Here is a 20502-nt window from a genome sequence, read left to right as displayed (position 1 = left end):
TTTTATTTTCTAAATTTAGCTTTTGTACTTTTAATAAAAATCAGTCTATGAAAAAGATAATCTTCCTGATCGGCATTTTGATCCTATTCAGTTGCAAAGAGAATAAATCTGAAGAAAGAATTCCGGTTGAGCCTGACAATGGTATCGGTGATGGAGCCGGCCCTCCCCCTGCCCTTTCATTTTCGGAGAATATAGAAGAAGCTCATAACAAAGTGGCCTTTATGACCCATGAAGCGATCTCTTTTGAAATAAAATTAAAATTTGGAGAAAAGACTCAACTGGACGCCAGGATTAGTATAATGACAAATTCTACAGGAGTAAGAGTGGACAAAGCTGACGGAACATCAATAATTTATGATGAGAAAACTAGTGTGATTACTCCTGCTTCGGCTAAAACAGAGGGGGCAAGATTTGATCTTTTCACCTGGCAGTACTTTTTTGCGATGCCTTTTAAGCTCACCGATCCGGGAACTGTATGGGAAGTACAAGAAAAACGTAAACTTGACAGTCTGGAATATAATACTGCCAAACTCAGTTTTGAAGCCGGGACCGGTGATTCTCCCGACGATTGGTACATTATTTATCAGGATCCTGAAACAGGGCGAATAAAGGCAGCCGCATACATAGTGACCTTCAGTAAAGAACAGGCTAAAGCAGAAGAAAATCCGCATGCCATAGTTTTTTCAGATTACGAAATGATAGAAAATGTAGCAATATCTACAAAATGGTCCTTCCACAACTGGAATGAAACTGATGGGCTAGGAGAAAAGCTGGGTGAAGCAGAAATTACTGATATCAAATTCTTCGTTCCGGAAGAGAATTATTTTAAAACTCCCGAAAATTCGAGGATAATAAATAAATGATCCTATACTTTCTGAGGATGATTTCTAAGGCTTAGATGTTTATAGACGATCTGATAGAATTGCTTGACATCATAGGGTTTCACTATAATATCGGTCATACCTGCCGCCATAATCTCTTCCCTTATTTCGTCTACCTCAACCGCTGTTAGTGCAAGAATTGGTATTTCCTTATTGAATTTTCTAATTTCCCTGGAAGCTTCCAAACCAGATATTCCGGGCATGTTAACATCCATAAGTATAAGATCAAAATCCTCTGATTTGGCAAGTGCTATCGCCGTGTGACCATCACCGGCCACCGTACAGCTAAAATCCTTTTTCACCAGCACCTTTTTCGTAACCACCTGATTGATCCTGTTATCATCTACGATAAGTATATTTCGGGAGGAGTTATAGCCCACGGTATCCAGTAATTCGGGTTGTATCTTAGATTTCTTTCTTTTGGAATGATCAATCTTAAACTCAATCGTAAAACTAAAAGTTGAGCCTTCACCTTCCTTACTGTCCAGTTTTATCTTTGAATTGAATAAGGTAAGAAGTCTTTTTACTATAGGTAAACCAAGCCCTGTACCCTGGTAACTGTAATTTGAATTGTTGAGCTGAGAGAACTCTTCAAATACTACTTTTTTCTTACTTTCAGGAATTCCGGGACCATCATCTTTTACTTCAAAATAAATTTTTGAATGTTCACCGTCATTCTCAATCTGGCTTGCCTGAATATGGATGTGGCCTCTTTCAGTAAATTTCATGGCATTTCCTACCAGATTCATCAATACCTGGGATAATCTTACAGAGTCTCCAATGAGATGAGTAGGTATCGCCTCATCTATTTCCAGATGAATTTTATTTTTATTCTGAATACGGGTGAACTCAAAGCTGTTAACGATACTTTCCATCAACTCCTTTGGCTGAAATGAAACATGCTCAAGTTTCACCTCATTTGACTCCATCTTGTTCATTTGAAGGACATCGTTGATAAGAGCCAGCAAATAATCAGCTGAAAATTTCAGCGACCTAAGATCTCCTTTATGCCTTTCAAGACTTTTATCTTCCAGAAGAAGGGAGGTTAAACCTATAACCCCGTATAGCGGCGTCCTAATCTCGTGACTCACCGTACTAAAGAATTTTGTCTTTAAAACTGAAAGTTTTTCTGCTTCATCTTTAGCCTCTTTATACTGGTTGTTCTTAATCTTAAGCTTACTAATAAGGCCCTGCCGATCCCTGTTTACTTTATGCAGAAACACGAGTATAAAGATAAGGCCAAGTGAAGAGAGAACCATCACGATCACCTTTTCTCTGGATTTTTCTATGATCTGTTCATGGTACTGCTGTTCTTTTTCGGCTATCTCCAGGTCCTTCCGATATTCATTGAGGTTAAACCGTGCATTAGCAATTTCCATTTGCCTCAATTTTTCACTTTCGAAGACTTTGGAGTTAAATTCCACATATTTCTCCTGTGCTTTATAAGCCTCTTCAAACTCTCCTTTTTGTTCCAGCATTTCGGCGTATTCATAATATGCCTCAGCTGCAGGGAGGATCAAACTATCTTCTTCTGCCAGTCTAATAGAATTCGTAAAAAAATAAGCGGCGGTTTCATATTTCCTTTTATTAGTATAATACCTGCCATGAAGCATATACAACTGGGAATATATATAGTCCAGTCTCTCCTTTTTCTCGTAAGTGGACTTAGCAGAATCTACCGTCGCAAGGGATTGACTTATATAAGGATATGCCTTATCATACTCCCCATTATCAAGATAGGTCCACCCAATATTCGCTTTTGGAATTACGGCCTCAACGGGATCGTTAATCTTTTCTGCCAGTTCTATCCCTTTATTATAGTAATTAATGCCTTTTTGCCTTGTTTCCGGGATTTCGGAATATATATTTCCCAAATAATTATAGGAATGCATGATTAGCGTATCATTTTCTCCCTTTTTTGCATATTCCAGACCAAGTATATAATTTCGGCGTGCACGAGCCTTATCGTCAAGGTCCACATAAACATGGCCCAACTGATTATAGGCTTTCGCTACAAAATAAGGATCATCGGCATTTTTAGCCAGACTAATTAGGCTGTGCGAATATTCTACTGCCTTTTCGTAGTCATAAGCCTGTATGGAACGTTCTATCCTGGCTAAAAGTGCGAATAGAGTATCCCGACTGGAAGAATCTGCTTCCTGAGAAATACTAAAGTTCCACAGTAAAAAAAATACCGGTAAGAAGAAAAAGTAGTTTTTTTTCAAACGCAGACCAGGTTAATATTAGATTTAGGCGCCCGAAAATTACTCTATTTAAAGGACTTAGGCAACTTTTTAATTAAGGAAAAATCAAATTTTAACTAATTTAAATAACCGGAAATTTGTAGTATATTAAAAAAAAATGTTTTTCCATGATCTACCCCTGGCACCTTTATTTAATGGCAATTCTTTATATCCTTGCCGGCATATTTCATTTTCTGAAACCTAAAATATATATGAGAATAATGCCAGATTATCTCCCTAATCATAGGCTCCTGGTAAAGCTTAGCGGTGAAGCGGAAATCTTTCTAGGCATACTCCTATGTATTCCCGCTACCAAAGATCTGAGTATCTATGGAATAATTCTCATGCTGATGGTATTTTTGCTGGTTCACTTCCATATGTTGTCCTCTAAAAAAGCAGGAGTCGGACTACCTCAATGGTTATTAATATTAAGAATTCCCCTACAATTTCTCCTAATGTACTGGGCATGGTATTATTTAAAATACTAGTTAATGGATAAGGAAATCATAAACCTGCCCGACGCTTCCGTAGAATATTATCCGGAGTTTTTTGAAGCTCAAAAAGCCGATGAGTTTCTTGATGAACTTCTTTTTTCCCTGGAATGGAAACAAGACAAAATCAAAATGTTTGGTAAGGAAATATTCCAGCCCAGATTGACGTCCTTCTATGGTGAAGCAAGCAGAGATTATACTTATTCCGGACTTAAGTTAAGTCCACTTCCTTTTACCCAAACCCTGGAAAAAATAAAACTGAAATGTGAAAAGTATTCCGGAACCCGTTTCAATGCATGCCTGGCAAACTTGTACCGGGATGGCTCTGACAGTATGGGATGGCATTCTGATGACGAAAAAGAGCTGGGTTCTCAACCGTTGATCGCTTCGGTAAGCTTTGGAGGTGAAAGGGTTTTTCATTTAAAACATAAAACTAACCCCACGGCCAGGCATAAAATAAGGCTGCAACATGGCAGCCTTTTAATTATGAAAGGAACAACACAGCAATTCTGGAAACATCAGCTTCCCAAAACAAAAAAGAGTGTAGCCCCCCGGATAAACTTAACTTTCAGAAAGATTTATCAAGAATAGATCTCATTCAGAATTTTAGCAAGTCTCAGTCCGCCTTTTTGAAGTTGTGCCAGAACAGTTGGCATATGATGATACATATAAGTATACCCTAATTTGTCACCACTATTTACACCCGCATACAACTCTTCTGCCATTTCTCTGGACTCATAGACCCAATCCAGCAACTTCCCATCCTGAATCGACTTGATCTGACTCCTGGACAATTCTTTAGTATTAATAGCCAGCTCCGTATAGCTCATTTGATAAAAATCTATCATTTCACTATCCCATACGCGATGTATATTGGAACCATCATTGAACCATCTTACCTGAATATCATTCCCGCCTTTATCTGAAGCATGACCAACATGAAAAGGCTGGTGAAGATCTCCCATAAAATGAACAAGCATTTTCAGATGGAATTGCTTTTCTTCAATTGAGGCGTTTTTATCCAACAGGACCTCTTTACATTTTCTGATCGCATGTACCAGATCCCCATCTTCACTGGCCTCTTCGATCACATATTCTTCCGAGTCAGGGTGAATATTCACATAATGCCATGGATTGTATTTTCGATATGCCGGGTCACTTTTGATATCATCGCCATAATTAGCTACGAAAGCGAGGCCATGACCATTTAAAATTTTGTCTATAGCTTTTTTCGCCTTTACACTGAGATATTTTTCAGCAATCTCTGCGGTTGCGCGGTGACCGGTCTTCCCCCAATCGGCATCAGCTGCATAACTGAAAATCATGGAAAATATAAAAAGTAAAGTGAATAAGTATTTCTTCATTTCTTATCAGTTTTTGGCAAATATAACCAAGCCTTTAAAATTTTCATATTAAGAATCTTAAATATTAAATTTTAATATCATATATTTATAATATCATTTTAATATCAGAAAATATTTCAATCATGACTCAGGAAAAAACTCTTAAAGCCTCAAATGGCTATTTAATGCTCTTTGTTTTCTTTGTATTATTTATAGGAAGTATAGTGGCTTTCACTACTACAGGTAATCCTCTATGGGGAATCGCAACTATTTGCGCAATCATTATCTTATTCGGCCTTATTCTCGTGAATCCCAATGAATCAAGGGTTTTGCTGCTTTTTGGAGACTATAAAGGAACAGTCAAGGACAATGGCCTTTTCTGGGTAAATCCATTCTACACCAAGAAGAAAATCTCCCTAAGAGCCCGTAATTTTGATAGTGAAAGGCTAAAAGTAAATGATAAACTGGGAAATCCGGTAATGATCAGTACTATTCTGGTATGGAGGGTGATGGATACTTTCAAGGCATCATTTGATGTTGACAATTTTGAAAATTTCGTAGTAGTGCAAACCGATGCTGCGGTAAGAAAACTTGCAAGTCTTTATCCTTATGATAATTTTGCAGACGAAGGGCTGGATGAGGATATCACATTAAGATCCAGTATGAATGAGGTGAGCGACGCTCTTGAAAAAGAATTGGAAGAAAGACTCGATATTGCCGGGATTGAAGTTCTGGAAGCCCGAATTGGTTACCTGGCATATGCCAATGAGATCGCCAGTGCCATGCTTAAAAGACAACAGGCCACAGCCATAGTAGCTGCACGCCATAAGATAGTGCAGGGTGCAGTAAGTATGGTTGAAATGGCATTAAATGAATTGAGTCAAAAAGAACTTGTAAATCTCGATGATGAAAGAAGAGCAGCTATGGTGAGTAACCTGATGGTTGTGCTTTGTGGGGACCGGGATGCCACCCCAGTGGTGAATGCTGGAACACTAAATCACTAAGATGCGTGTTTTTAAAGAAAGACAGGCTTTCAGGCAATGGTGGCTTCTGCTTATTCTCAGTAGTAGCTTCATTGCAATTGGTCTTGCCTTTGTAAATAATCTCACTAACCTTGAAACTGGTAAATGGAAAATTCTCAGCCTCATACCAGTGACTATTCTTATGGTATTATTCTGGAATACCAGGCTTCATACGAAGATAGGACCTTCAGGAATAGAGACCAGGTTTGAGCCCTTTGGCATTTTTAAAAGATCGTTTAGTTGGAACGATATTAGCAGGTGCTATATTCGGCAATATGCCCCTCTTAGAGAATATGGGGGCTGGGGAATTCGAGGTTTGAATAAGGCCAAAGCTTATAATGTTTCGGGAAATATGGGAATCCAGATAATTACAAAGGATAATGAAAGATTTCTGATAGGAACCAATAAACCAGCAGAAGCAGAAAAAGCTATTCAGCGATACCATAAAAAAACAGCTTAGCTATGAAAAATCATATTCTTACAGTCATACTTTTAATACTCTTTCAGCAAGGTAGTAGCCAGGAATTAAATTATGTTGAGGAAGACCTTAAAATAACTCAAGCTATAGAAGGCACCCTGACCATCCCAAAACTTGAAGAAACGGAGAGCCTGGTGATCTTCATCCAGGGATCCGGGCCTACCGACAGGAATGGAAACCAGCCCATGATGAAGAATGACGGAATGAAGAAAATAGCTCATCAGCTAGCTAAAAATGGGATTGCCTCATTTAGATTTGACAAGCGAATCTTTAAAATGACCGAACTTAAGATTAAAGAAGAAGATCTTAGATTCGATGATTTTGTGAACGATGTAAAGGATATTTTAAAATATTTTGAGGAAAAAGACCAATTTGATAATCTTCTAGTAGCGGGTCACAGTCAGGGATCGCTTGTAGGAATTTTGGCTTCTGAAGAAATGGCAGACGGGTTTATCTCGCTTGCAGGTGCAGGCCAGCCGATAGACAATATAATCGTAGAGCAGATCCATAAAATGGCACCACCACTTGCCGAAAATGCCAGGACCGCGTTTGACGAAATAAGAGAAACAGGCAGCACCACAAACTATAGCCCGATGCTCGAATCAATATTTAAACCTACTATTCAGCAATTCATGGAAAGCTGGATGAAGTACGATCCGGTAGAGGAAATAACCAAACTCGATATCCCAGTTCTTATCATTAATGGTTCAGCCGATATACAGGTTGAAACCGAAGAGGCTGAAGCGCTTAAAATTGCAAGTGAAGAAGCTAAACTTGTGATCATTGATAATATGAACCATATCTTCAGGAAGATCGAAAGTGAAGACAGGCTTAAAAATACAAAATCTTATAATGAGCCTAACCTGCCACTGCACCCTGAACTGATACCTGTGTTAACGGAATTCATCAAAGAACTCGAATAAATCATGGGCAAAAAGAAAGCATTCGCCTTAAGAGTCGACGAAGACATGCTCAAAGCCATTGAGAAATGGGCTGCTGATGAATTCAGGAGTACCAATGGACAAATCGAGTGGATGCTGAACAAAACTTTAAAAGAAGCTAAAAGACACCCTAAATCAAAAAAGCAAGACGATTAATGTTTAAGATTATTTTTTCAGATATTGACGGCACTCTGTTAAATGCCGATAGAGAACTTTCAGATTATACTATAGAGACCGTAAAAAAAATAAACGGCCAGATCCCGTTTATTCTTATTTCTTCAAGAATGCCAGCTGCTATGAGGCATCTTCAGGAAAAAATGAACATCACACATCTTCCTCTTATAAGTTATAATGGTGGTCTTATCCTCGTAAATGATAAACCGGTAAGCTCAACCGAAATCCCGGTCCGTATTCTAGAGGAACTACACAATTTTAATAAACAGGATGATGTACACCTTAGTCTTTTTCACAACGATGAGTGGTATGTTCCAAGAGATGATTTCTGGACGCAAAGAGAGATCAATAATACCAAAGTGCATCCTGAATTTAAAAGTAACGAGGAGGTTATAAATAAATGGCAGGGAGAAGATAAAGGAGCTCATAAGATAATGGCCATGGGCAAAGAAGAAAAAATCGACGCCATAAAGGATTTCCTGGAGGGAAATTTCGAAGAGGATCTCCACCTCTACCGCTCCAAGCCTTCCTATCTTGAGATTGCACCGAGATCTATTTCAAAACTTACGGCCATAGAACATCTCCTGGAAAACCATTTTAAGCTCCCTCTTTCCCAGAGTATGGCTTTCGGAGACAATTATAATGATATTGAGATGCTAAAAGGTGTAGGCATGGGCATTGCCGTTGGAAACGCCAAACCGGAAGTCCTGGAAATCGCACATATGGTTACTACTCCAGGAAAAGAAGACGGGGTAGCCAAAAGTATTACCGAAATATTGAAAATCTAACAAAGAGTTTCTCATAGCCGGATTCAATAAAAATTGTATTTTGCCGGCCAATCTAGTCTGAATTATATGGAAAATACAACCCTCTTCACTAACGATGCGATCGTTTTTGGCCTATTAATGCTTGCTCTTGGTTTCGTTTTTTATACCTCTTCAAAAACAGACGGTTTCTGGAAGAAATTTTATAAGGTAGTCCCGGCCCTTTTAATGTGTTACCTGATCCCTGCGATCTTCAATTCACTGGGGCTTATAGATGATGAAACCTCGCAGCTATATTTTGTTGCCAGCCGTTACCTGTTACCAGCCGCACTGGTTCTTATGACCTTAAGTATAGACCTTAAAGCAATTTTTAATCTCGGTCCAAAGGCACTAATAATGTTCTTTGCGGGAACCATTGGGATCATTTTTGGAGGGCCCATTGCTATCCTTATCATGTCTGTCATTTATCCCGAAGCACTTGGCGGGGTTGGTCCTGATGCCATTTGGCGGGGACTTTCAACTATTGCCGGAAGCTGGATCGGCGGGGGTGCAAATCAGGCAGCCATGCTTGAAATATATGAGTACAACCCTGATCTTTATGGAGGTATGGTCCTGGTAGACATCGTAGTTGCCAACCTCTGGATGGCCATCATTCTAATGGGAATTGGAAAGAATGAGGAGCTGGATAAGTGGTTAAAAGCAGATAATTCTGCGATTGGCGAATTAAAGGACAGGGTGAGCAATTATGCAAAAAAGGTAACACGAAACCCTTCCCTTCCCGACTTTATGATCATGCTGGCCTTGGCATTTGTAGCGGTAGGTATTGCCCACTGGGGAGCAGATAATATCTCGACATGGTTAATGGCGAATTTTGAGGTTTTCAACGATACAAAAAGTGCCCTATCCTCTTTCTCTTCCCAGTTCTTCTGGATGATCACGATAGCCACCGCAATAGGAATCTTACTTTCTTTTACAAAATTCAAAACCTATGAAGGCGCAGGTGCAAGTAAAATTGGTAGTATTTTTATATATATCCTTGTTGCCACAATTGGTATGAAAATGGACCTCACTACAATATTTGACAATCCCGGACTTTTGGGAATAGGACTCATCTGGATCGCTATTCATGTAATCGTATTGCTTACTACCGCTAAGCTTATTAAAGCTCCTTATTTCTTCCTGGCCGTAGGAAGCCAGGCAAATGTTGGCGGCGCGGCTTCAGCCCCTGTGGTAGCGGCTGCATTTCATCCTTCCTTAGCTACTGTTGGCGTACTACTTGCAGTATTTGGTTATGTAGTGGGAACCTATGGAGCCATTCTTTGTACCATTTTAATGCAAATCGCTGCCGGCGGTTAGTATTAAACGGAAAAATATAAGATATTTGCGCTCCTAAAAATCTGAATAAGAAAAATGAAAAAACTAGCTCTTCTTTTATTAATATTAATTGGCATAACTGCCTGTTCTGAAAAAGAAAGCAATCTCACGGTGACTGGTACCGTAAAAGGCCTTAAAAAAGGAACTTTGTATCTTCAAAAGATCGAAGATACGCTAATGGTAAATGTTGACTCGATGGTTGTGGATGGTGACCCCGCTTTCACCCTTGAGGCTTATATTGATAGTCCGCAGATGATGTACCTCTACCTTGAAAAAGTAGATAACAACCGATTTGATGACCGTATAGACTTCTTTGCAGATAAAGGGGAGATAACTATTAATACCAACCTCGAAAAGTTTGAGACAGAGGCTAAAATTGTAGGATCGGCGAACCAGGAGAAACTTATGGAATACCGTAAGATGATGAGCCGATTTAACAATCAAAACCTGGATCTCATTAAAGAGAGTTTTGAAGCGGAAAAGGCAGAGGATGAAGAGAGACTTATGGAAGTCGATAAGAAGTATGACAGACTTTTAAAAAGGAAATATTTATATACCGTGAATTTTGCGGTCAATAATAAGGACCTGGAGATCGCTCCTTATCTTGCACTATCGGAAGTGTTTGACGCAAATATCAAATATCTGGATACTATTTATACTTCTTTAAGCCCCAAGGTGAAAAAGTCCAAATACGGAGAGGAATTAAAAAAGTTTCTGAAAGAACGTCGGGAACAGGAAAAACTGGAAGAAAAAGTGGAAGAGCAGTCAACTACAGATAATTCCTGATTCCAGGTAAAAAATAAAAACAGAAAGGAGCCATTCGGCTCCTTTTTTTTATCCTTAAAAGTCTTGATAAGTTCCAGTACAAGCGGAAACAAATTAAGGCAATAATATTTATACGTTAACAGGCAGCCTCCTTCAGGAAGACGTTCATTAAGGTTGATAGAGAGATTTCATTTGATTCCACTCAGAACAGGCCCGCCATCAAATATTTTCAAACAAAAAGCCCCTCCTTTTGGAGAGGCTTTTATTAAGAGCCGATGGAGGGACTCGAACCCACGACCTGCTGATTACAAATCAGCTGCTCTAGCCAGCTGAGCTACATCGGCGACTTATGCTTTACAGTGCGTTTATCTTTTCAATAAGAGCATTAGCTTTAGCCTCTAGCTCTGACTGAATTTCAGTAAAGTGTTTTTTCTTGTTCTCAACATCACGATTGTTGATCTTGGTGATCAATTCATCATAATCCTTGATTGCCTCATCCACAATCGCCTCAGACTTAGCCGGGTCTTCTTTTGGATGAGCCATTTGGTGAATATATGCAGCATCGATAATATCGGCAAACACATAATTCACATCTTTCTTCAATAATCTTTTACTCGCCATTTTCAATAAATTTCGGCTGCGAATTTAAACTATTTTTTAATATGAAAACGCTTTTAAATAAAATTAATCTTTATTTTTTCTCAGCACCGTAAGTGCCTCGGGCATATGTCTCCCTGCATTCATACTATTGAATTTATGCAAAAGCTTTCCCTCCTTGTCAAATACAAATGTTTCCCTGCCAGGTAAAAGACCAAGCAGGTTGGGTTTCACACCGAAAGCTTCCCTCGCTTTCTTATTTTCATCTGAAAGAAAAATGTAAGGCAGATTGTATTTATTTGCGAACTTAGTGTGAGATTCCTGTGAATCGGCACTAATACCAATCACTTCAGCGCCCAGCTCCCTGAAATCCTCGTAACTGTCCCTAAAGCTACAGGCCTGTTTGGTACATCCTGGAGTGAAATCTTTAGGATAGAAATAGACTACAAATGATTTTTTGCCTCTAAGTTTTTCAAAACTGAAATTTGCTCCATTCTGATCGGTAAGTACAATATCCGGAACCTTATCTCCTAGCTTCATATTATTCGCCTTTATAGCTTACAAAATTACGCGGAGTCTCATAGAGAGTTATTTCCAGATCATGTTCTTTCCTTATCCTGCTTCGCAGTTTCTTCCAGATCACGACTGCAATATTCTCGGCAGTGGGATTCAGATCCTTAAATTCAGGAACTTCAAGGTTTAGGTTTTTATGGTCCAGGTAATCTTCTACTTCGTCACGGATCAACTCTTTCAAAATCTTCAAATCCATTACAAATCCGGTTTCAGGATCTGGTTCTCCGGTCACCGACACTATAAGCTCATAATTGTGACCATGGTAATTGGGATTACTGCACTTTCCAAACACCTCACGGTTCCGCTCATCATCCCAGTCCTTCCGGAACAGGCGGTGCGCGGCATTAAAATGGGCTTTACGGTGTACGGTTATTCTCATTGCTCAATAGTTGAGTAATATTTATCAAAGATGATCTTAAACCATTCGGTATAAATATGCGGATTTTTTTTCATATCCTTTTTAAGGTCTTCAAGGGAGACCCATTTCCAGGCTGCAACCTCATCGGGATTCAACACCGGGACACCATCAAATTTCCCTACAAGAATATGATCAAATTCATGTTCGGTCAGTCCATTATCAAAGGGCGCTTTATAGATGAAGGAAATAGTATCTTTAAGCTCTGTGGTAAAACCCATCTCCTCCTGAAGCCTCCTTTTTCCTGCCTGTATATTACTCTCTCCTTCACGCTGATGACTGCAACAGGTATTGGTCCATAAACCCGGTGAATGGTATTTAGAAAAGGCTCTCTGCTGAATCATAAGCTCATTATTCTCATTAAAAACAAAGACTGAAAATGCCCTGTGAAGCAAGGCTTTCTCATGAGCTTCAATCTTTTCCATAAGGCCGATCTGCTCGTCCTTTTCGTTCACTAAAATTACTTTTTCTTCTGCCATTTTTTTGTTTGTGCTCAAATGTACAAAAACGGCTATTTTTATCACAGCAAAGCTGATTAAGCAATTCCTAAAGTTTCAGATCTCCACTATAAAGATCACAGTTAATGGATAGTATGAACTCAGATCGCCGGTTCCTTTCGTGTTCACTTTCTGAACAGGGCACACCATTTCTGCAAATGTTCACCAGTTCGGTTTCCCCGTAGCCCCGTCCCGAAACCCTGGATTCATCTACTCCCCTTTCTATCAGGTAGTCCCGGGTGACCCGCACTCTTTGTTCAGACAGAGCAATATTGTAATCGTCATCTGCCCGGCTATCGGTGTGAGACCTTATATCTATAAGCAGTTCGGGATATTCCAGCATATAAGCGGCTATTTCATCAAGCTGCTCTGCCGCACCTGCTTTGATCTCTGCTTTATCAAGGTCAAAAAGGATAGGGTCCAGGTTGAGTTTTCTTGCAAGGTCGTCACCAACCCTGGCGGCAAATATTTTATCACCATTCATGTTCTGAAACCTGATGATATTTTCCTTTCTCTTTATTTCAGAAGCATACAAGCTCCAATTGAGAAACGCCCTGATGGCAGCTATATTTCCAGGACCATTCCCATTAAAATCATGAGAAGCCTGATACATTACCAAACCGTTCTTTGGATCATCGAAGCCGTGGCCGTAGATAATCACACATCCGGGACCATGGGATAAAGAGGGAACATCTGGTGCAGAACGATCAACTACTATCTTTTTTGTGCCTTTTCGCCATTCATTGGCTTTTTTTGGATAGAAAATACGTTCTGAACCATTTAGCATGGCCCGGTCATTTTTTCCCAGATATTGAGAAACAGGATCGGCGGGAATTTCGTGTGAATAAGGCGGGGTGGCATACCTGTGTTTATGAAACGGAATAAGTCCCGTTGTTCTCGCCGCCGCCTTACCTTCAGAAAGAAAGTTGAGCTGAATAAGTTCTTTTTTTCCACTATCTGAGGCCATTCCATAAAGATTTTCCAGCTCACTACCGGCATGACAACCTGCCCAAATAGCACCTTTAAATTTACGATTCCAGTAATAAAGATTTTTATGGCTTTCAAATTTGGGTTCGGCGTGAGGCATGACAAAAATATCATCACATATTCCTAATTCATAAGGCATCTTCCAGTTCTCACGATCCGCCCCACCATAAGCCGAAGCGGGGATTCCTGCAGCCTCAAAATAAGCCAGAGCTATCTTTCCATTCTGTTTGTCCAGCGTCCATTTTGGAGCTACCGAGAGATCTGTAAAAACAGGAAGTTTTAGATCCTGGTCTAAATAGCTTCCCACTACTCCTCTTTCTTCCCACTTTTCAATATTCTTTTTCAGATCTTCAGTAATATAAGAAACAGGAATCACGAAGGAGCCGGAACGAAAATCCTGATCCCCCAGTGAAAAATCCACTCCGTCCTTAATTTTATCAGGATTTATAACCCATTTGATCTCCATGGGGTACTCCTTCAGCAATTCATAAATAAGCCCATAGGGTTTAAGAGCATTCGACCGCGTCTGGGGAGTGATTCCCATGTTGATCGCATACGAACCCTTAGCAAGAACCTCTTCCCCGTATTGCGCCGTGATTTCAGAAGTAAAAAAAATAAGGACAGGTATTGTGAAAAGTAACTTTAGTTTCTGTAGGGAGAGAAGCATAATGTGCAAAAAACTTTGCTTAAATATCTTACAAATTGTTCATATACCCAATAAACTTATGAGTTAAAAGCCTCAAATAAATAAGGCTTCTGAAAAGGCTTTCTTTGAAAAAGGAAATTCCTCAAAATAATAGTATTTTTGCCGCTCAATTAGCAGTAGCATGAAGCAGTATCAGAAAGAGATCAATAAAAGAAGAACCTTTGGTATCATTTCTCACCCCGATGCGGGTAAGACTACGCTTACCGAAAAACTACTTTTATTTGGAGGAGCTATCCAGGAAGCCGGCGCGGTAAAATCGAATAAGATAAAAAAAGGCGCTACAAGTGATTTTATGGAGATCGAACGACAGAGAGGGATCTCTGTGGCAACTTCAGTACTTGCTTTTGAATACCGCGATATCAAGATTAATATCCTGGATACACCCGGGCACAAGGATTTTGCTGAAGACACCTTCAGAACCCTTACAGCGGTTGATAGTGTGATAGTGGTCATTGACGTCGCCAAGGGGGTTGAGGAACAAACCGAAAAACTTGTAGAAGTCTGCCGGATGCGTAACATCCCCATGATAGTATTTATCAATAAACTTGATCGTGAAGGAAAGGATGCTTTTGAGCTCTTGGATGAAATAGAACAAAAACTGAATCTCACTGTTACACCTCTCAGCTTCCCAATCGGGATGGGCTATGATTTCAAAGGAATCTATAATATCTGGGAGAAAAATGTAAATCTTTTTACCGGTGACCCGAGAAAAGATATTGAAGAGACTATAGAAATCGATGATCTCTCTACAGATGAGCTGGATGATCTTATCGGGGAGAAACCTGCAGCAACTCTAAGAGATGAACTCGAGCTTGCCCAGGGAGTTTATCCTGAATTTGACAGGGAAGCTTATCTGGAAGGACGCCTGCAGCCAGTTTTCTTTGGTTCGGCTCTTAATAATTTTGGAGTAAGGGAATTACTGGACTGTTTTATTAATATCGCGCCTCCACCTAGACCAAAGGAAAGTGATACGAGAGTGGTGAAACCTGAAGAAAAGGATTTCACCGGCTTTGTTTTTAAGATCCATGCCAATATGGATCCAAAACACAGAGACAGGCTTGCCTTCATTAAGATCGTCTCAGGAAAGTTCGAAAGGAACAAGAATTATCTCCATGTAAGGAATAATAAGAATATGAAGTTCTCTTCACCGAACGCTTTTTTTGCAGAAAAGAAAGAAGTTGTGGATGTTTCCTATCCAGGAGATATTGTTGGGCTTCATGATACCGGAAATTTTAAGATCGGTGATACCCTTACCGAAGGTGAAAATCTTATGTATAAAGGGATTCCGAGCTTCTCTCCGGAACATTTCAGGTATATCAACAATGCCGATCCTATGAAATCTAAACAGCTTGAAAAAGGGATCGACCAGTTGATGGATGAAGGAGTGGCACAGTTATTCATTCTCGAACTAAACGGAAGAAAGATAATTGGTACTGTGGGAGCGCTTCAATTCGAGGTGATACAATACCGACTTGAACATGAATACGGTGCAAAATGTACTTATGAAAACCTGAATGTTCATAAGGCAACCTGGGTGGAAGCTGAGGATGAAAAGAGCGAGGAATTCAAGGATTTTAAGAGAGTAAAAGCTAAATTCCTGGCAAAGGATAAATCTGGTCAACTGGTATTTCTTGCTGACTCTCAATTCTCATTGCAGATGACCCAGCAGAAGTATCCATCTATAAAGTTCCATTTCACCTCGGAGTTTTAATCTAAAAATTATATTTCTATCGCTCTGAACTGGTTTCAGGGTTTCAACGGATATATGCTGAACCAAGTTCACTATGACTGTAGTATTCCTGTAATTTAAATCATCACCTATAAGATAGGCTGAGAAATTTTATTATTTTCGGAAACAAATAAAAATCCATGTCCCGAATTGATCAGTTTATTTCAGATTTCGCCTCAGCCGTATGGGGAATTCCATTAGTTATACTTCTTATTGGCGGAGGGATCTATCTCCTGATCTACTCAAGGTTTCTGCCCTTCAGGTATCTGGGCCATTCGGTAGAGGTACTTCGGGGAAAATATAATAATCCCGATGATCCCGGGGACATCAATCACTTTCAGGCGCTTTCTACCGCTTTATCTTCTACCGTTGGAATGGGTAATATTGCAGGTGTAGCCGTGGCAATCGCCCTGGGAGGGCCTGGTGCTATCTTCTGGCTATGGGTTAGCGCTGTGGTTGGTATGGCCACCAAATTCTTTACGAACAGTTTAGCGGTGATGTACCGTGGAAGGGATACCGAAGGTAAGATACAGGGTGGTGTGATGTATTTTATAGTTGAGGGTCTTGGTAAAAAATGGAAACCTCTTGCAGTATTCTTTGCTGTGGCGGGACTTGTAGGTGCGCTGCCGGTCTTTAATGTAAACCAGCTTACACAGGCTATTAATTATATTCTGCTTGAACCCAATAATATTGAAACAGGTTTCACTTCAAGTCTTATCATCGGGATCGTACTTACCATCATCACCACAATTGTGATCATTGGCGGACTGGACAGGATAAGTAAAACGGTTTCAAAACTGGTCCCCGCGATGGTGGCCTTATATTTCATTTCGGTTCTTATAATTCTCTTTGTGAATTACACCGAGGTAATAAAATATTTCACCCTTATTTTCACAGATGCTTTTGCCGCTAATAATTACAAAGGAGATCCTCTACTTGGCGGAGTTCTTGGAGGCTTAATTCTTCTGGGAATCAGACGGGGTGCTTTTTCCAATGAGGCCGGTATTGGTACGGCAACGATGGCCCATGGAGCGAGTAAAACTTCTGAACCTATCCGCGAGGGACTTATCGCCATGTTAGGCCCGGCAATAGATACGCTGGTGGTGTGTACGCTAACCGCTATGGCTATCCTGGTAACAGGTGTATGGCAGAGCACCGATGTGAATGGGGTAAGCCTTACGGCCGCGGCATTCGATCAGTCAATCCCTTATGTTGGCAATTATCTGCTTTTGCTGTGTATACTCGCTTTTAGCATTTCCTCGCTTTTTTCTTACTCTTACTACGGAACCAAATGTTTGTCTTTCCTGATAGGAGCCGAAAACAAAAAATATTATAACTGGATCTATATACTAAGTATCATAGTGGGCGCGACAACCTCATTGAGCTTTATCCTGAACCTGATTGACGGATTCTTTGCCTTAATGGCCATACCCACAATGATCTCTACGCTTATCCTGGCTCCTAGGGTAATGAAGGCTGCAAAGATCTATTTTAAGAAATATAATTGATCTAGGCTTGTTCAAAAAAAGAATTGATAGCTTCAGTCAATTCCAGAATATCCTCCCGGCTATGCTCAGCATTCAATACAATTTTGCTGACTAAAGGTGATGTTTTGGTAGGATATCGAAAATTCGTTGTGAGAATTCCTTTCTTCAGCAGATATTCCGTCAGGGCTTCATTATTGTAACCAAACACAGGATGGTCATCCATGAGGACCATCTGAAATTCTGAAGTTACCGAATCAATAAATGTTTTAATATTGCTGCGAAGATGTAACCGTTGGGAACGAGAAATACCTTCAGCTTCCATAAGAGTTTTAAGTGCAGCAGGAGATGGCGGACTACCGCCGGCAAAAAAGTCCATATTTCTAAGTCCCTCAATCCTGGCTTTATCCCCTAAAACCACACCGCAGGGTGTGGCAAGAGCCTTGCCAAGTGAGCCGCATACGATAAGTTCCTTAGCCTCGATTTGCTTTAGCAGGGTATATATGCCATAGCCATCTTCCCCTATCAGACCAAATCCATGAGAGTCGTCAGCAACCAGAATTACATCTTTCAGAAGTAATTCTTTAAGAGATTTAAAATGTGGATAATTAATTCCTGAGAAATCAACGGTATCAAGAAAAAGCACCGGTTTATCCTGATCTGGAGAATTTACAGATTCCTTTAGAAACCTATCCAGCTCTTCATAATCCTTAAATAACCTGCTGTTCTCATGTATCAATGCCGGATGGGTGTTAGGCGCACACAATAGCGTATAGCCATTTTCACTAAAATATCTTGCGAGCATCTGACCCGCCATATAACCAGATGAAACACACATACCATCCTGGGTGCCTGCTTTTTGAGAAAGATACTTCTCAAATTCTTCAAATATGGACAATCTGATATTCGACTTCCTGGAGGCTCCCCAGTTGGTGCCCAGCCTCTTAATATTCTTAAAAAGAAGTTCCTGAAACTCCGGATTCGTTTGTAGTCCCAGATAAGAAGTTCCTCCAAAATAAAGCAGGTCATGCTCCTCATTTATCATTCGGGAACCAGGGGCCTTATCTAAGTAATGATTCATTTCAGCAATTTTACTCCGCTCCCATTTTCCTGAGGAAAGATTACCTTTCCATTGTCCAGAATTTGAACTCCTTCAGCTATATCATTTTTCAGCAATAGCGCTCCATCCATATCCACATAATCAAGCTGGGGAAGTAACTGGGCAATTGCCGAAATCCCCACGGTACTTTCGGTCATACAACCCACCATCACTTTAAGGTGAAGGTCTTTTGCTTTTTTTATCATTCTTAATGCCGGAGTGATACCTCCACACTTGGTAAGCTTGATATTAATTCCATCAAAATAACCGGCACATTTCTCCACATCTTCTTCTACTATGCAGCTTTCATCAGCAATAAGAGGAAGTACAGCTTCTTTCTTCAGTTTTTCCATGCCTTGCCAGTCTTCTGCATTAAGAGGCTGTTCAATGAATTCGACACCGAGCTCTTTGAATGCCTTGCAATATTTAATAGTCTGCGAAGCTTCCCAGGCGCAGTTCGCATCCACTCTGAATTTGGCATCTGTATGCTTTCTCAACTCTTTTACGATCTCAAGATCATCATCGGTCCCTAGTTTGATCTTATAGATAGGCCAGGGTTGCTCCTCCATCTTTTCAAGCATCTTCTCAATACTATCCAGGCCTATGGTAAAGTTGGTGACCGGATAATTAGCATTGTCAGTTCCCCAGAGTTTATACAAAGGCTTAGCCTGAAGTTTTCCGTAAAGATCATGAGCGGCAAGATCCAGCGCACAAATACTAAAATTGGAAAGTCCTTTGGAAACTAGAAAGGCATGAAAAGCTTTCGGTTCCTTAAAATCAAAATTTTCAATTTTTTTACGAATTGCTTCAATTTCATTTTCCATACTCTCAAAAGTGATCTTATAATATGGATTTGAAGTAGATTCTCCATAGCCGGTATGCCCGTCCAGACTTAGACAGGCAATAAGGGTATCCTGGGTGTCGTGGGACTCCCTTGAGATTGTAAAAGTATGCTTTAGCTCAAGCACATATTTTTTTAGTTCCAGATTCATAGGACAAATATTTAAATTGACCGTGATGGTAATTTCCGTTTAAAAATAAAACATCCCGAAATAATATCGGGATGTTTTATAGACTTAGAATAAAAAGTTTTATGCTTTATGCCTGTCCTGTTGGCCCAAAATTAAGTGGGATGGGAGCTTTATCATAATCTCTGATCTCACCGTGAGCCTGCTCAAATTTATTGATATTATCGCCTAATGCCTTTAGCAATCTCTTTGCATGTTGTGGGGTAAGAATAATCCTTGACTTCACTTTGCTTTTTGGTCTTCCAGGCATGATATTTACAAAATCCACAACAAATTCTGAAACTGAATGGTTAATAATGGCAAGGTTTGAATAGGTTCCCTCGGCAACCGATTCGTCAAGCTCTATATTTATCTTTCCGCCTTTATTTTTTTTCTCTTCGCTCATGATTAAAATTTTATTCAAGTTAATTATAATATTCTTATATAGGAAGTCAGACTAGTTTTCTCTTTTGTAAATAATATAGTCAGATGCCACTGGCTCCAATCCGCTTTTTCTCATTTCAAATGCTATCTGCCCCCGATGATAGGTGGAGTGATTCACTATATGAAACAAAATTTGCTGAACAGAGTTCTGAAACTGCTCTCCTTTGGAATTTTTATAAAAGATACTCTTATCCAATTCCAGTCTTTCTAAAATAGAAAGAGACTTTTCAAAATTATTGTTTTCAAGTTCCATCAACTCATCCTTGGAATGAACTGTCCAGACATCAAATTCTGTTTCCCTCTCTTCCAACCTGCTATTCCAGATATGCTGGGCATTCAGGATATGAGAAAACACTTTCAGTGAATTTTCAGGAATTGCAAGATGCAAATCACCATCATTAAACTTTTTAATAAGTTCAACATTAAAATAATGAGAGTATTCCAGTAAATCTTTAAGGTGATCCTTCATATTTCAAATATCGGGATAA

Annotated in this window: 23 protein-coding genes and 1 tRNA gene; 12 read left to right on the top strand and 12 right to left on the bottom strand. The window is 39.8% G+C overall.

Features of this window, described 5'->3' with window-relative positions; all coding sequences use genetic code 11:
* The first annotated feature begins 47 nt into the window (after window positions 1–47).
* The gene (locus EZJ28_RS06555) at window positions 48–863 is read left to right on the top strand and encodes a DUF6503 family protein (protein WP_131396130.1); all 816 of its coding nucleotides are present in this window, start codon (window positions 48–50) and stop codon (window positions 861–863) included.
* 2 nt (window positions 864–865) lie between these two features.
* Here EZJ28_RS06555 and EZJ28_RS06550 read toward each other — a convergent pair whose 3' ends face one another.
* Window positions 866–3106 (bottom strand): ATP-binding protein, encoded by a 2241-nt coding sequence (locus EZJ28_RS06550; RefSeq protein ID WP_131396128.1) that lies wholly within the window; start codon window positions 3104–3106, stop codon window positions 866–868.
* A 146-nt stretch (window positions 3107–3252) separates the two neighbouring features.
* On the opposite strand from EZJ28_RS06550, the gene EZJ28_RS06545 reads away from it, so the two are divergent.
* Together EZJ28_RS06545 and EZJ28_RS06540 are read left to right on the top strand one after the other, a co-directional pair.
* On the top strand, window positions 3253–3612 hold the full coding sequence (locus tag EZJ28_RS06545) for a MauE/DoxX family redox-associated membrane protein (RefSeq protein ID WP_131396127.1): 360 nt from the start codon (window positions 3253–3255) through the stop codon (window positions 3610–3612).
* A 3-nt stretch (window positions 3613–3615) separates the two neighbouring features.
* On the top strand, window positions 3616–4206 hold the full coding sequence (locus tag EZJ28_RS06540) for an alpha-ketoglutarate-dependent dioxygenase AlkB (protein WP_131396125.1): 591 nt from the start codon (window positions 3616–3618) through the stop codon (window positions 4204–4206).
* On the opposite strand, the gene EZJ28_RS06535 is transcribed toward EZJ28_RS06540, so the two are convergent.
* Window positions 4197–4979, bottom strand: a complete 783-nt coding sequence (locus tag EZJ28_RS06535; protein WP_131396124.1) for a S1/P1 nuclease — start codon at window positions 4977–4979, stop codon at window positions 4197–4199. The genes EZJ28_RS06540 and EZJ28_RS06535 overlap by 10 nt on opposite strands.
* Before the next feature lie 122 nt (window positions 4980–5101).
* Between EZJ28_RS06535 and EZJ28_RS06530 the strand changes: the two genes are divergently transcribed.
* The 7 genes from EZJ28_RS06530 to EZJ28_RS06500 all read left to right on the top strand — a co-directional run bounded on the left by EZJ28_RS06530 (window position 5102) and on the right by EZJ28_RS06500 (window position 10497).
* Complete coding sequence (locus EZJ28_RS06530) at window positions 5102–5962, top strand: SPFH domain-containing protein (protein ID WP_131396122.1); 861 nt, start codon at window positions 5102–5104, stop codon at window positions 5960–5962.
* A gap of 1 nt (window position 5963) precedes the next feature.
* On the top strand, window positions 5964–6440 hold the full coding sequence (locus EZJ28_RS06525) for a hypothetical protein (protein WP_131396121.1): 477 nt from the start codon (window positions 5964–5966) through the stop codon (window positions 6438–6440).
* Between the two features lie 2 nt (window positions 6441–6442).
* Window positions 6443–7381 carry a S9 family peptidase gene (locus EZJ28_RS06520; protein ID WP_131396119.1) on the top strand — a complete coding sequence of 313 codons (939 nt, stop codon included), beginning with the start codon at window positions 6443–6445 and terminating at the stop codon, window positions 7379–7381.
* A gap of 3 nt (window positions 7382–7384) precedes the next feature.
* Window positions 7385–7555 carry an Arc family DNA binding domain-containing protein gene (locus EZJ28_RS06515; protein WP_131396118.1) on the top strand — a complete coding sequence of 57 codons (171 nt, stop codon included), beginning with the start codon at window positions 7385–7387 and terminating at the stop codon, window positions 7553–7555.
* Window positions 7555–8361: an HAD family hydrolase gene (locus tag EZJ28_RS06510; protein WP_131396116.1), complete on the top strand. Its 807-nt coding sequence runs from the start codon at window positions 7555–7557 to the stop codon at window positions 8359–8361. The genes EZJ28_RS06515 and EZJ28_RS06510 overlap by 1 nt, the downstream gene beginning before the upstream one ends.
* 66 nt (window positions 8362–8427) lie before the next feature.
* Window positions 8428–9693, top strand: a complete 1266-nt coding sequence (locus tag EZJ28_RS06505) for a DUF819 domain-containing protein (RefSeq protein WP_131396115.1) — start codon at window positions 8428–8430, stop codon at window positions 9691–9693.
* 54 nt (window positions 9694–9747) lie between these two features.
* Window positions 9748–10497 (top strand): DUF4369 domain-containing protein, encoded by a 750-nt coding sequence (locus EZJ28_RS06500; RefSeq protein WP_131396113.1) that lies wholly within the window; start codon window positions 9748–9750, stop codon window positions 10495–10497.
* Window positions 10498–10746: 249 nt separating this feature from the next.
* Here the strand turns inward: EZJ28_RS06500 and EZJ28_RS06495 are convergent.
* The 6 genes from EZJ28_RS06495 to EZJ28_RS06470 form a co-directional block, all read right to left on the bottom strand.
* Window positions 10747–10820 (bottom strand) — tRNA-Thr (locus EZJ28_RS06495).
* A gap of 10 nt (window positions 10821–10830) precedes the next feature.
* Window positions 10831–11097 carry a hypothetical protein gene (locus EZJ28_RS06490; RefSeq protein ID WP_131396111.1) on the bottom strand — a complete coding sequence of 89 codons (267 nt, stop codon included), beginning with the start codon at window positions 11095–11097 and terminating at the stop codon, window positions 10831–10833.
* Window positions 11098–11160: 63 nt separating this feature from the next.
* On the bottom strand, window positions 11161–11613 hold the full coding sequence (locus tag EZJ28_RS06485) for a peroxiredoxin (protein WP_131396109.1): 453 nt from the start codon (window positions 11611–11613) through the stop codon (window positions 11161–11163).
* A gap of 1 nt (window position 11614) precedes the next feature.
* Window positions 11615–12025 carry a 6-carboxytetrahydropterin synthase gene (locus tag EZJ28_RS06480; RefSeq protein ID WP_131396107.1) on the bottom strand — a complete coding sequence of 137 codons (411 nt, stop codon included), beginning with the start codon at window positions 12023–12025 and terminating at the stop codon, window positions 11615–11617.
* Window positions 12022–12540: an isopentenyl-diphosphate Delta-isomerase gene (gene idi, locus EZJ28_RS06475; RefSeq protein WP_131396105.1), complete on the bottom strand. Its 519-nt coding sequence runs from the start codon at window positions 12538–12540 to the stop codon at window positions 12022–12024. The genes EZJ28_RS06480 and idi overlap by 4 nt, the downstream gene beginning before the upstream one ends.
* 67 nt (window positions 12541–12607) lie before the next feature.
* Window positions 12608–14212: an OmpA family protein gene (locus EZJ28_RS06470; protein WP_131396103.1), complete on the bottom strand. Its 1605-nt coding sequence runs from the start codon at window positions 14210–14212 to the stop codon at window positions 12608–12610.
* Between the two features lie 160 nt (window positions 14213–14372).
* Here EZJ28_RS06470 and EZJ28_RS06465 point away from each other — a divergent pair, with 160 nt between their 5' ends.
* Window positions 14373–15962: a peptide chain release factor 3 gene (locus tag EZJ28_RS06465; RefSeq protein WP_131396101.1), complete on the top strand. Its 1590-nt coding sequence runs from the start codon at window positions 14373–14375 to the stop codon at window positions 15960–15962.
* A 158-nt stretch (window positions 15963–16120) separates the two neighbouring features.
* Window positions 16121–17488, top strand: coding sequence for a sodium:alanine symporter family protein (locus tag EZJ28_RS06460; RefSeq protein WP_131396100.1), 1368 nt, complete (start codon window positions 16121–16123; stop codon window positions 17486–17488).
* Between the two features lies 1 nt (window position 17489).
* Here EZJ28_RS06460 and EZJ28_RS06455 read toward each other — a convergent pair whose 3' ends face one another.
* The 4 genes from EZJ28_RS06455 to EZJ28_RS06440 form a co-directional block, all read right to left on the bottom strand.
* Complete coding sequence (locus EZJ28_RS06455; RefSeq protein WP_131396098.1) at window positions 17490–18545, bottom strand: aminotransferase class I/II-fold pyridoxal phosphate-dependent enzyme; 1056 nt, start codon at window positions 18543–18545, stop codon at window positions 17490–17492.
* Window positions 18542–19555, bottom strand: a complete 1014-nt coding sequence (locus tag EZJ28_RS06450) for a dipeptide epimerase (protein WP_131396096.1) — start codon at window positions 19553–19555, stop codon at window positions 18542–18544. The genes EZJ28_RS06455 and EZJ28_RS06450 overlap by 4 nt, the downstream gene beginning before the upstream one ends.
* 106 nt (window positions 19556–19661) lie before the next feature.
* A complete protein-coding gene (locus EZJ28_RS06445; protein WP_131396094.1) occupies window positions 19662–19976 on the bottom strand; it encodes a DUF3467 domain-containing protein in 315 nt (104 codons plus the stop codon).
* A gap of 51 nt (window positions 19977–20027) precedes the next feature.
* A complete protein-coding gene (locus EZJ28_RS06440; RefSeq protein WP_131396092.1) occupies window positions 20028–20483 on the bottom strand; it encodes a DinB family protein in 456 nt (151 codons plus the stop codon).
* Window positions 20484–20502 lie beyond the last annotated feature (19 nt).

The organism is Gramella sp. KN1008 (assembly GCF_004332155.1).
GTDB lineage: Bacteria > Bacteroidota > Bacteroidia > Flavobacteriales > Flavobacteriaceae > Christiangramia.
Note: the sequence above shows the minus strand (reverse complement) of the source record. Positions and strands in the feature narration are given on the sequence as shown.

Excerpts from the sequence above, each read along its gene's own strand:
- EZJ28_RS06555 (WP_131396130.1), top strand. The coding sequence starts at position 48 with ATGAAAAAGATAATCTTCCTGATCGGCATTTTGATCCTATTCAGTTGC.
- EZJ28_RS06545 (WP_131396127.1), top strand. The coding sequence starts at position 3,253 with ATGATCTACCCCTGGCACCTTTATTTAATGGCAATTCTTTATATCCTT.
- EZJ28_RS06540 (WP_131396125.1), top strand. The coding sequence starts at position 3,616 with ATGGATAAGGAAATCATAAACCTGCCCGACGCTTCCGTAGAATATTAT.
- EZJ28_RS06535 (WP_131396124.1), bottom strand. The coding sequence starts at position 4,979 with ATGAAGAAATACTTATTCACTTTACTTTTTATATTTTCCATGATTTTC.
- EZJ28_RS06530 (WP_131396122.1), top strand. The coding sequence starts at position 5,102 with ATGACTCAGGAAAAAACTCTTAAAGCCTCAAATGGCTATTTAATGCTC.
- EZJ28_RS06525 (WP_131396121.1), top strand. The coding sequence starts at position 5,964 with ATGCGTGTTTTTAAAGAAAGACAGGCTTTCAGGCAATGGTGGCTTCTG.
- EZJ28_RS06520 (WP_131396119.1), top strand. The coding sequence starts at position 6,443 with ATGAAAAATCATATTCTTACAGTCATACTTTTAATACTCTTTCAGCAA.
- EZJ28_RS06515 (WP_131396118.1), top strand. The coding sequence starts at position 7,385 with ATGGGCAAAAAGAAAGCATTCGCCTTAAGAGTCGACGAAGACATGCTC.
- EZJ28_RS06510 (WP_131396116.1), top strand. The coding sequence starts at position 7,555 with ATGTTTAAGATTATTTTTTCAGATATTGACGGCACTCTGTTAAATGCC.
- EZJ28_RS06505 (WP_131396115.1), top strand. The coding sequence starts at position 8,428 with ATGGAAAATACAACCCTCTTCACTAACGATGCGATCGTTTTTGGCCTA.
- EZJ28_RS06500 (WP_131396113.1), top strand. The coding sequence starts at position 9,748 with ATGAAAAAACTAGCTCTTCTTTTATTAATATTAATTGGCATAACTGCC.
- EZJ28_RS06490 (WP_131396111.1), bottom strand. The coding sequence starts at position 11,097 with ATGGCGAGTAAAAGATTATTGAAGAAAGATGTGAATTATGTGTTTGCC.
- EZJ28_RS06485 (WP_131396109.1), bottom strand. The coding sequence starts at position 11,613 with ATGAAGCTAGGAGATAAGGTTCCGGATATTGTACTTACCGATCAGAAT.
- EZJ28_RS06480 (WP_131396107.1), bottom strand. The coding sequence starts at position 12,025 with ATGAGAATAACCGTACACCGTAAAGCCCATTTTAATGCCGCGCACCGC.
- idi (WP_131396105.1), bottom strand. The coding sequence starts at position 12,540 with ATGGCAGAAGAAAAAGTAATTTTAGTGAACGAAAAGGACGAGCAGATC.
- EZJ28_RS06470 (WP_131396103.1), bottom strand. The coding sequence starts at position 14,212 with ATGCTTCTCTCCCTACAGAAACTAAAGTTACTTTTCACAATACCTGTC.
- EZJ28_RS06465 (WP_131396101.1), top strand. The coding sequence starts at position 14,373 with ATGAAGCAGTATCAGAAAGAGATCAATAAAAGAAGAACCTTTGGTATC.
- EZJ28_RS06460 (WP_131396100.1), top strand. The coding sequence starts at position 16,121 with ATGTCCCGAATTGATCAGTTTATTTCAGATTTCGCCTCAGCCGTATGG.
- EZJ28_RS06455 (WP_131396098.1), bottom strand. The coding sequence starts at position 18,545 with ATGAATCATTACTTAGATAAGGCCCCTGGTTCCCGAATGATAAATGAG.
- EZJ28_RS06450 (WP_131396096.1), bottom strand. The coding sequence starts at position 19,555 with ATGAATCTGGAACTAAAAAAATATGTGCTTGAGCTAAAGCATACTTTT.
- EZJ28_RS06445 (WP_131396094.1), bottom strand. The coding sequence starts at position 19,976 with ATGAGCGAAGAGAAAAAAAATAAAGGCGGAAAGATAAATATAGAGCTT.
- EZJ28_RS06440 (WP_131396092.1), bottom strand. The coding sequence starts at position 20,483 with ATGAAGGATCACCTTAAAGATTTACTGGAATACTCTCATTATTTTAAT.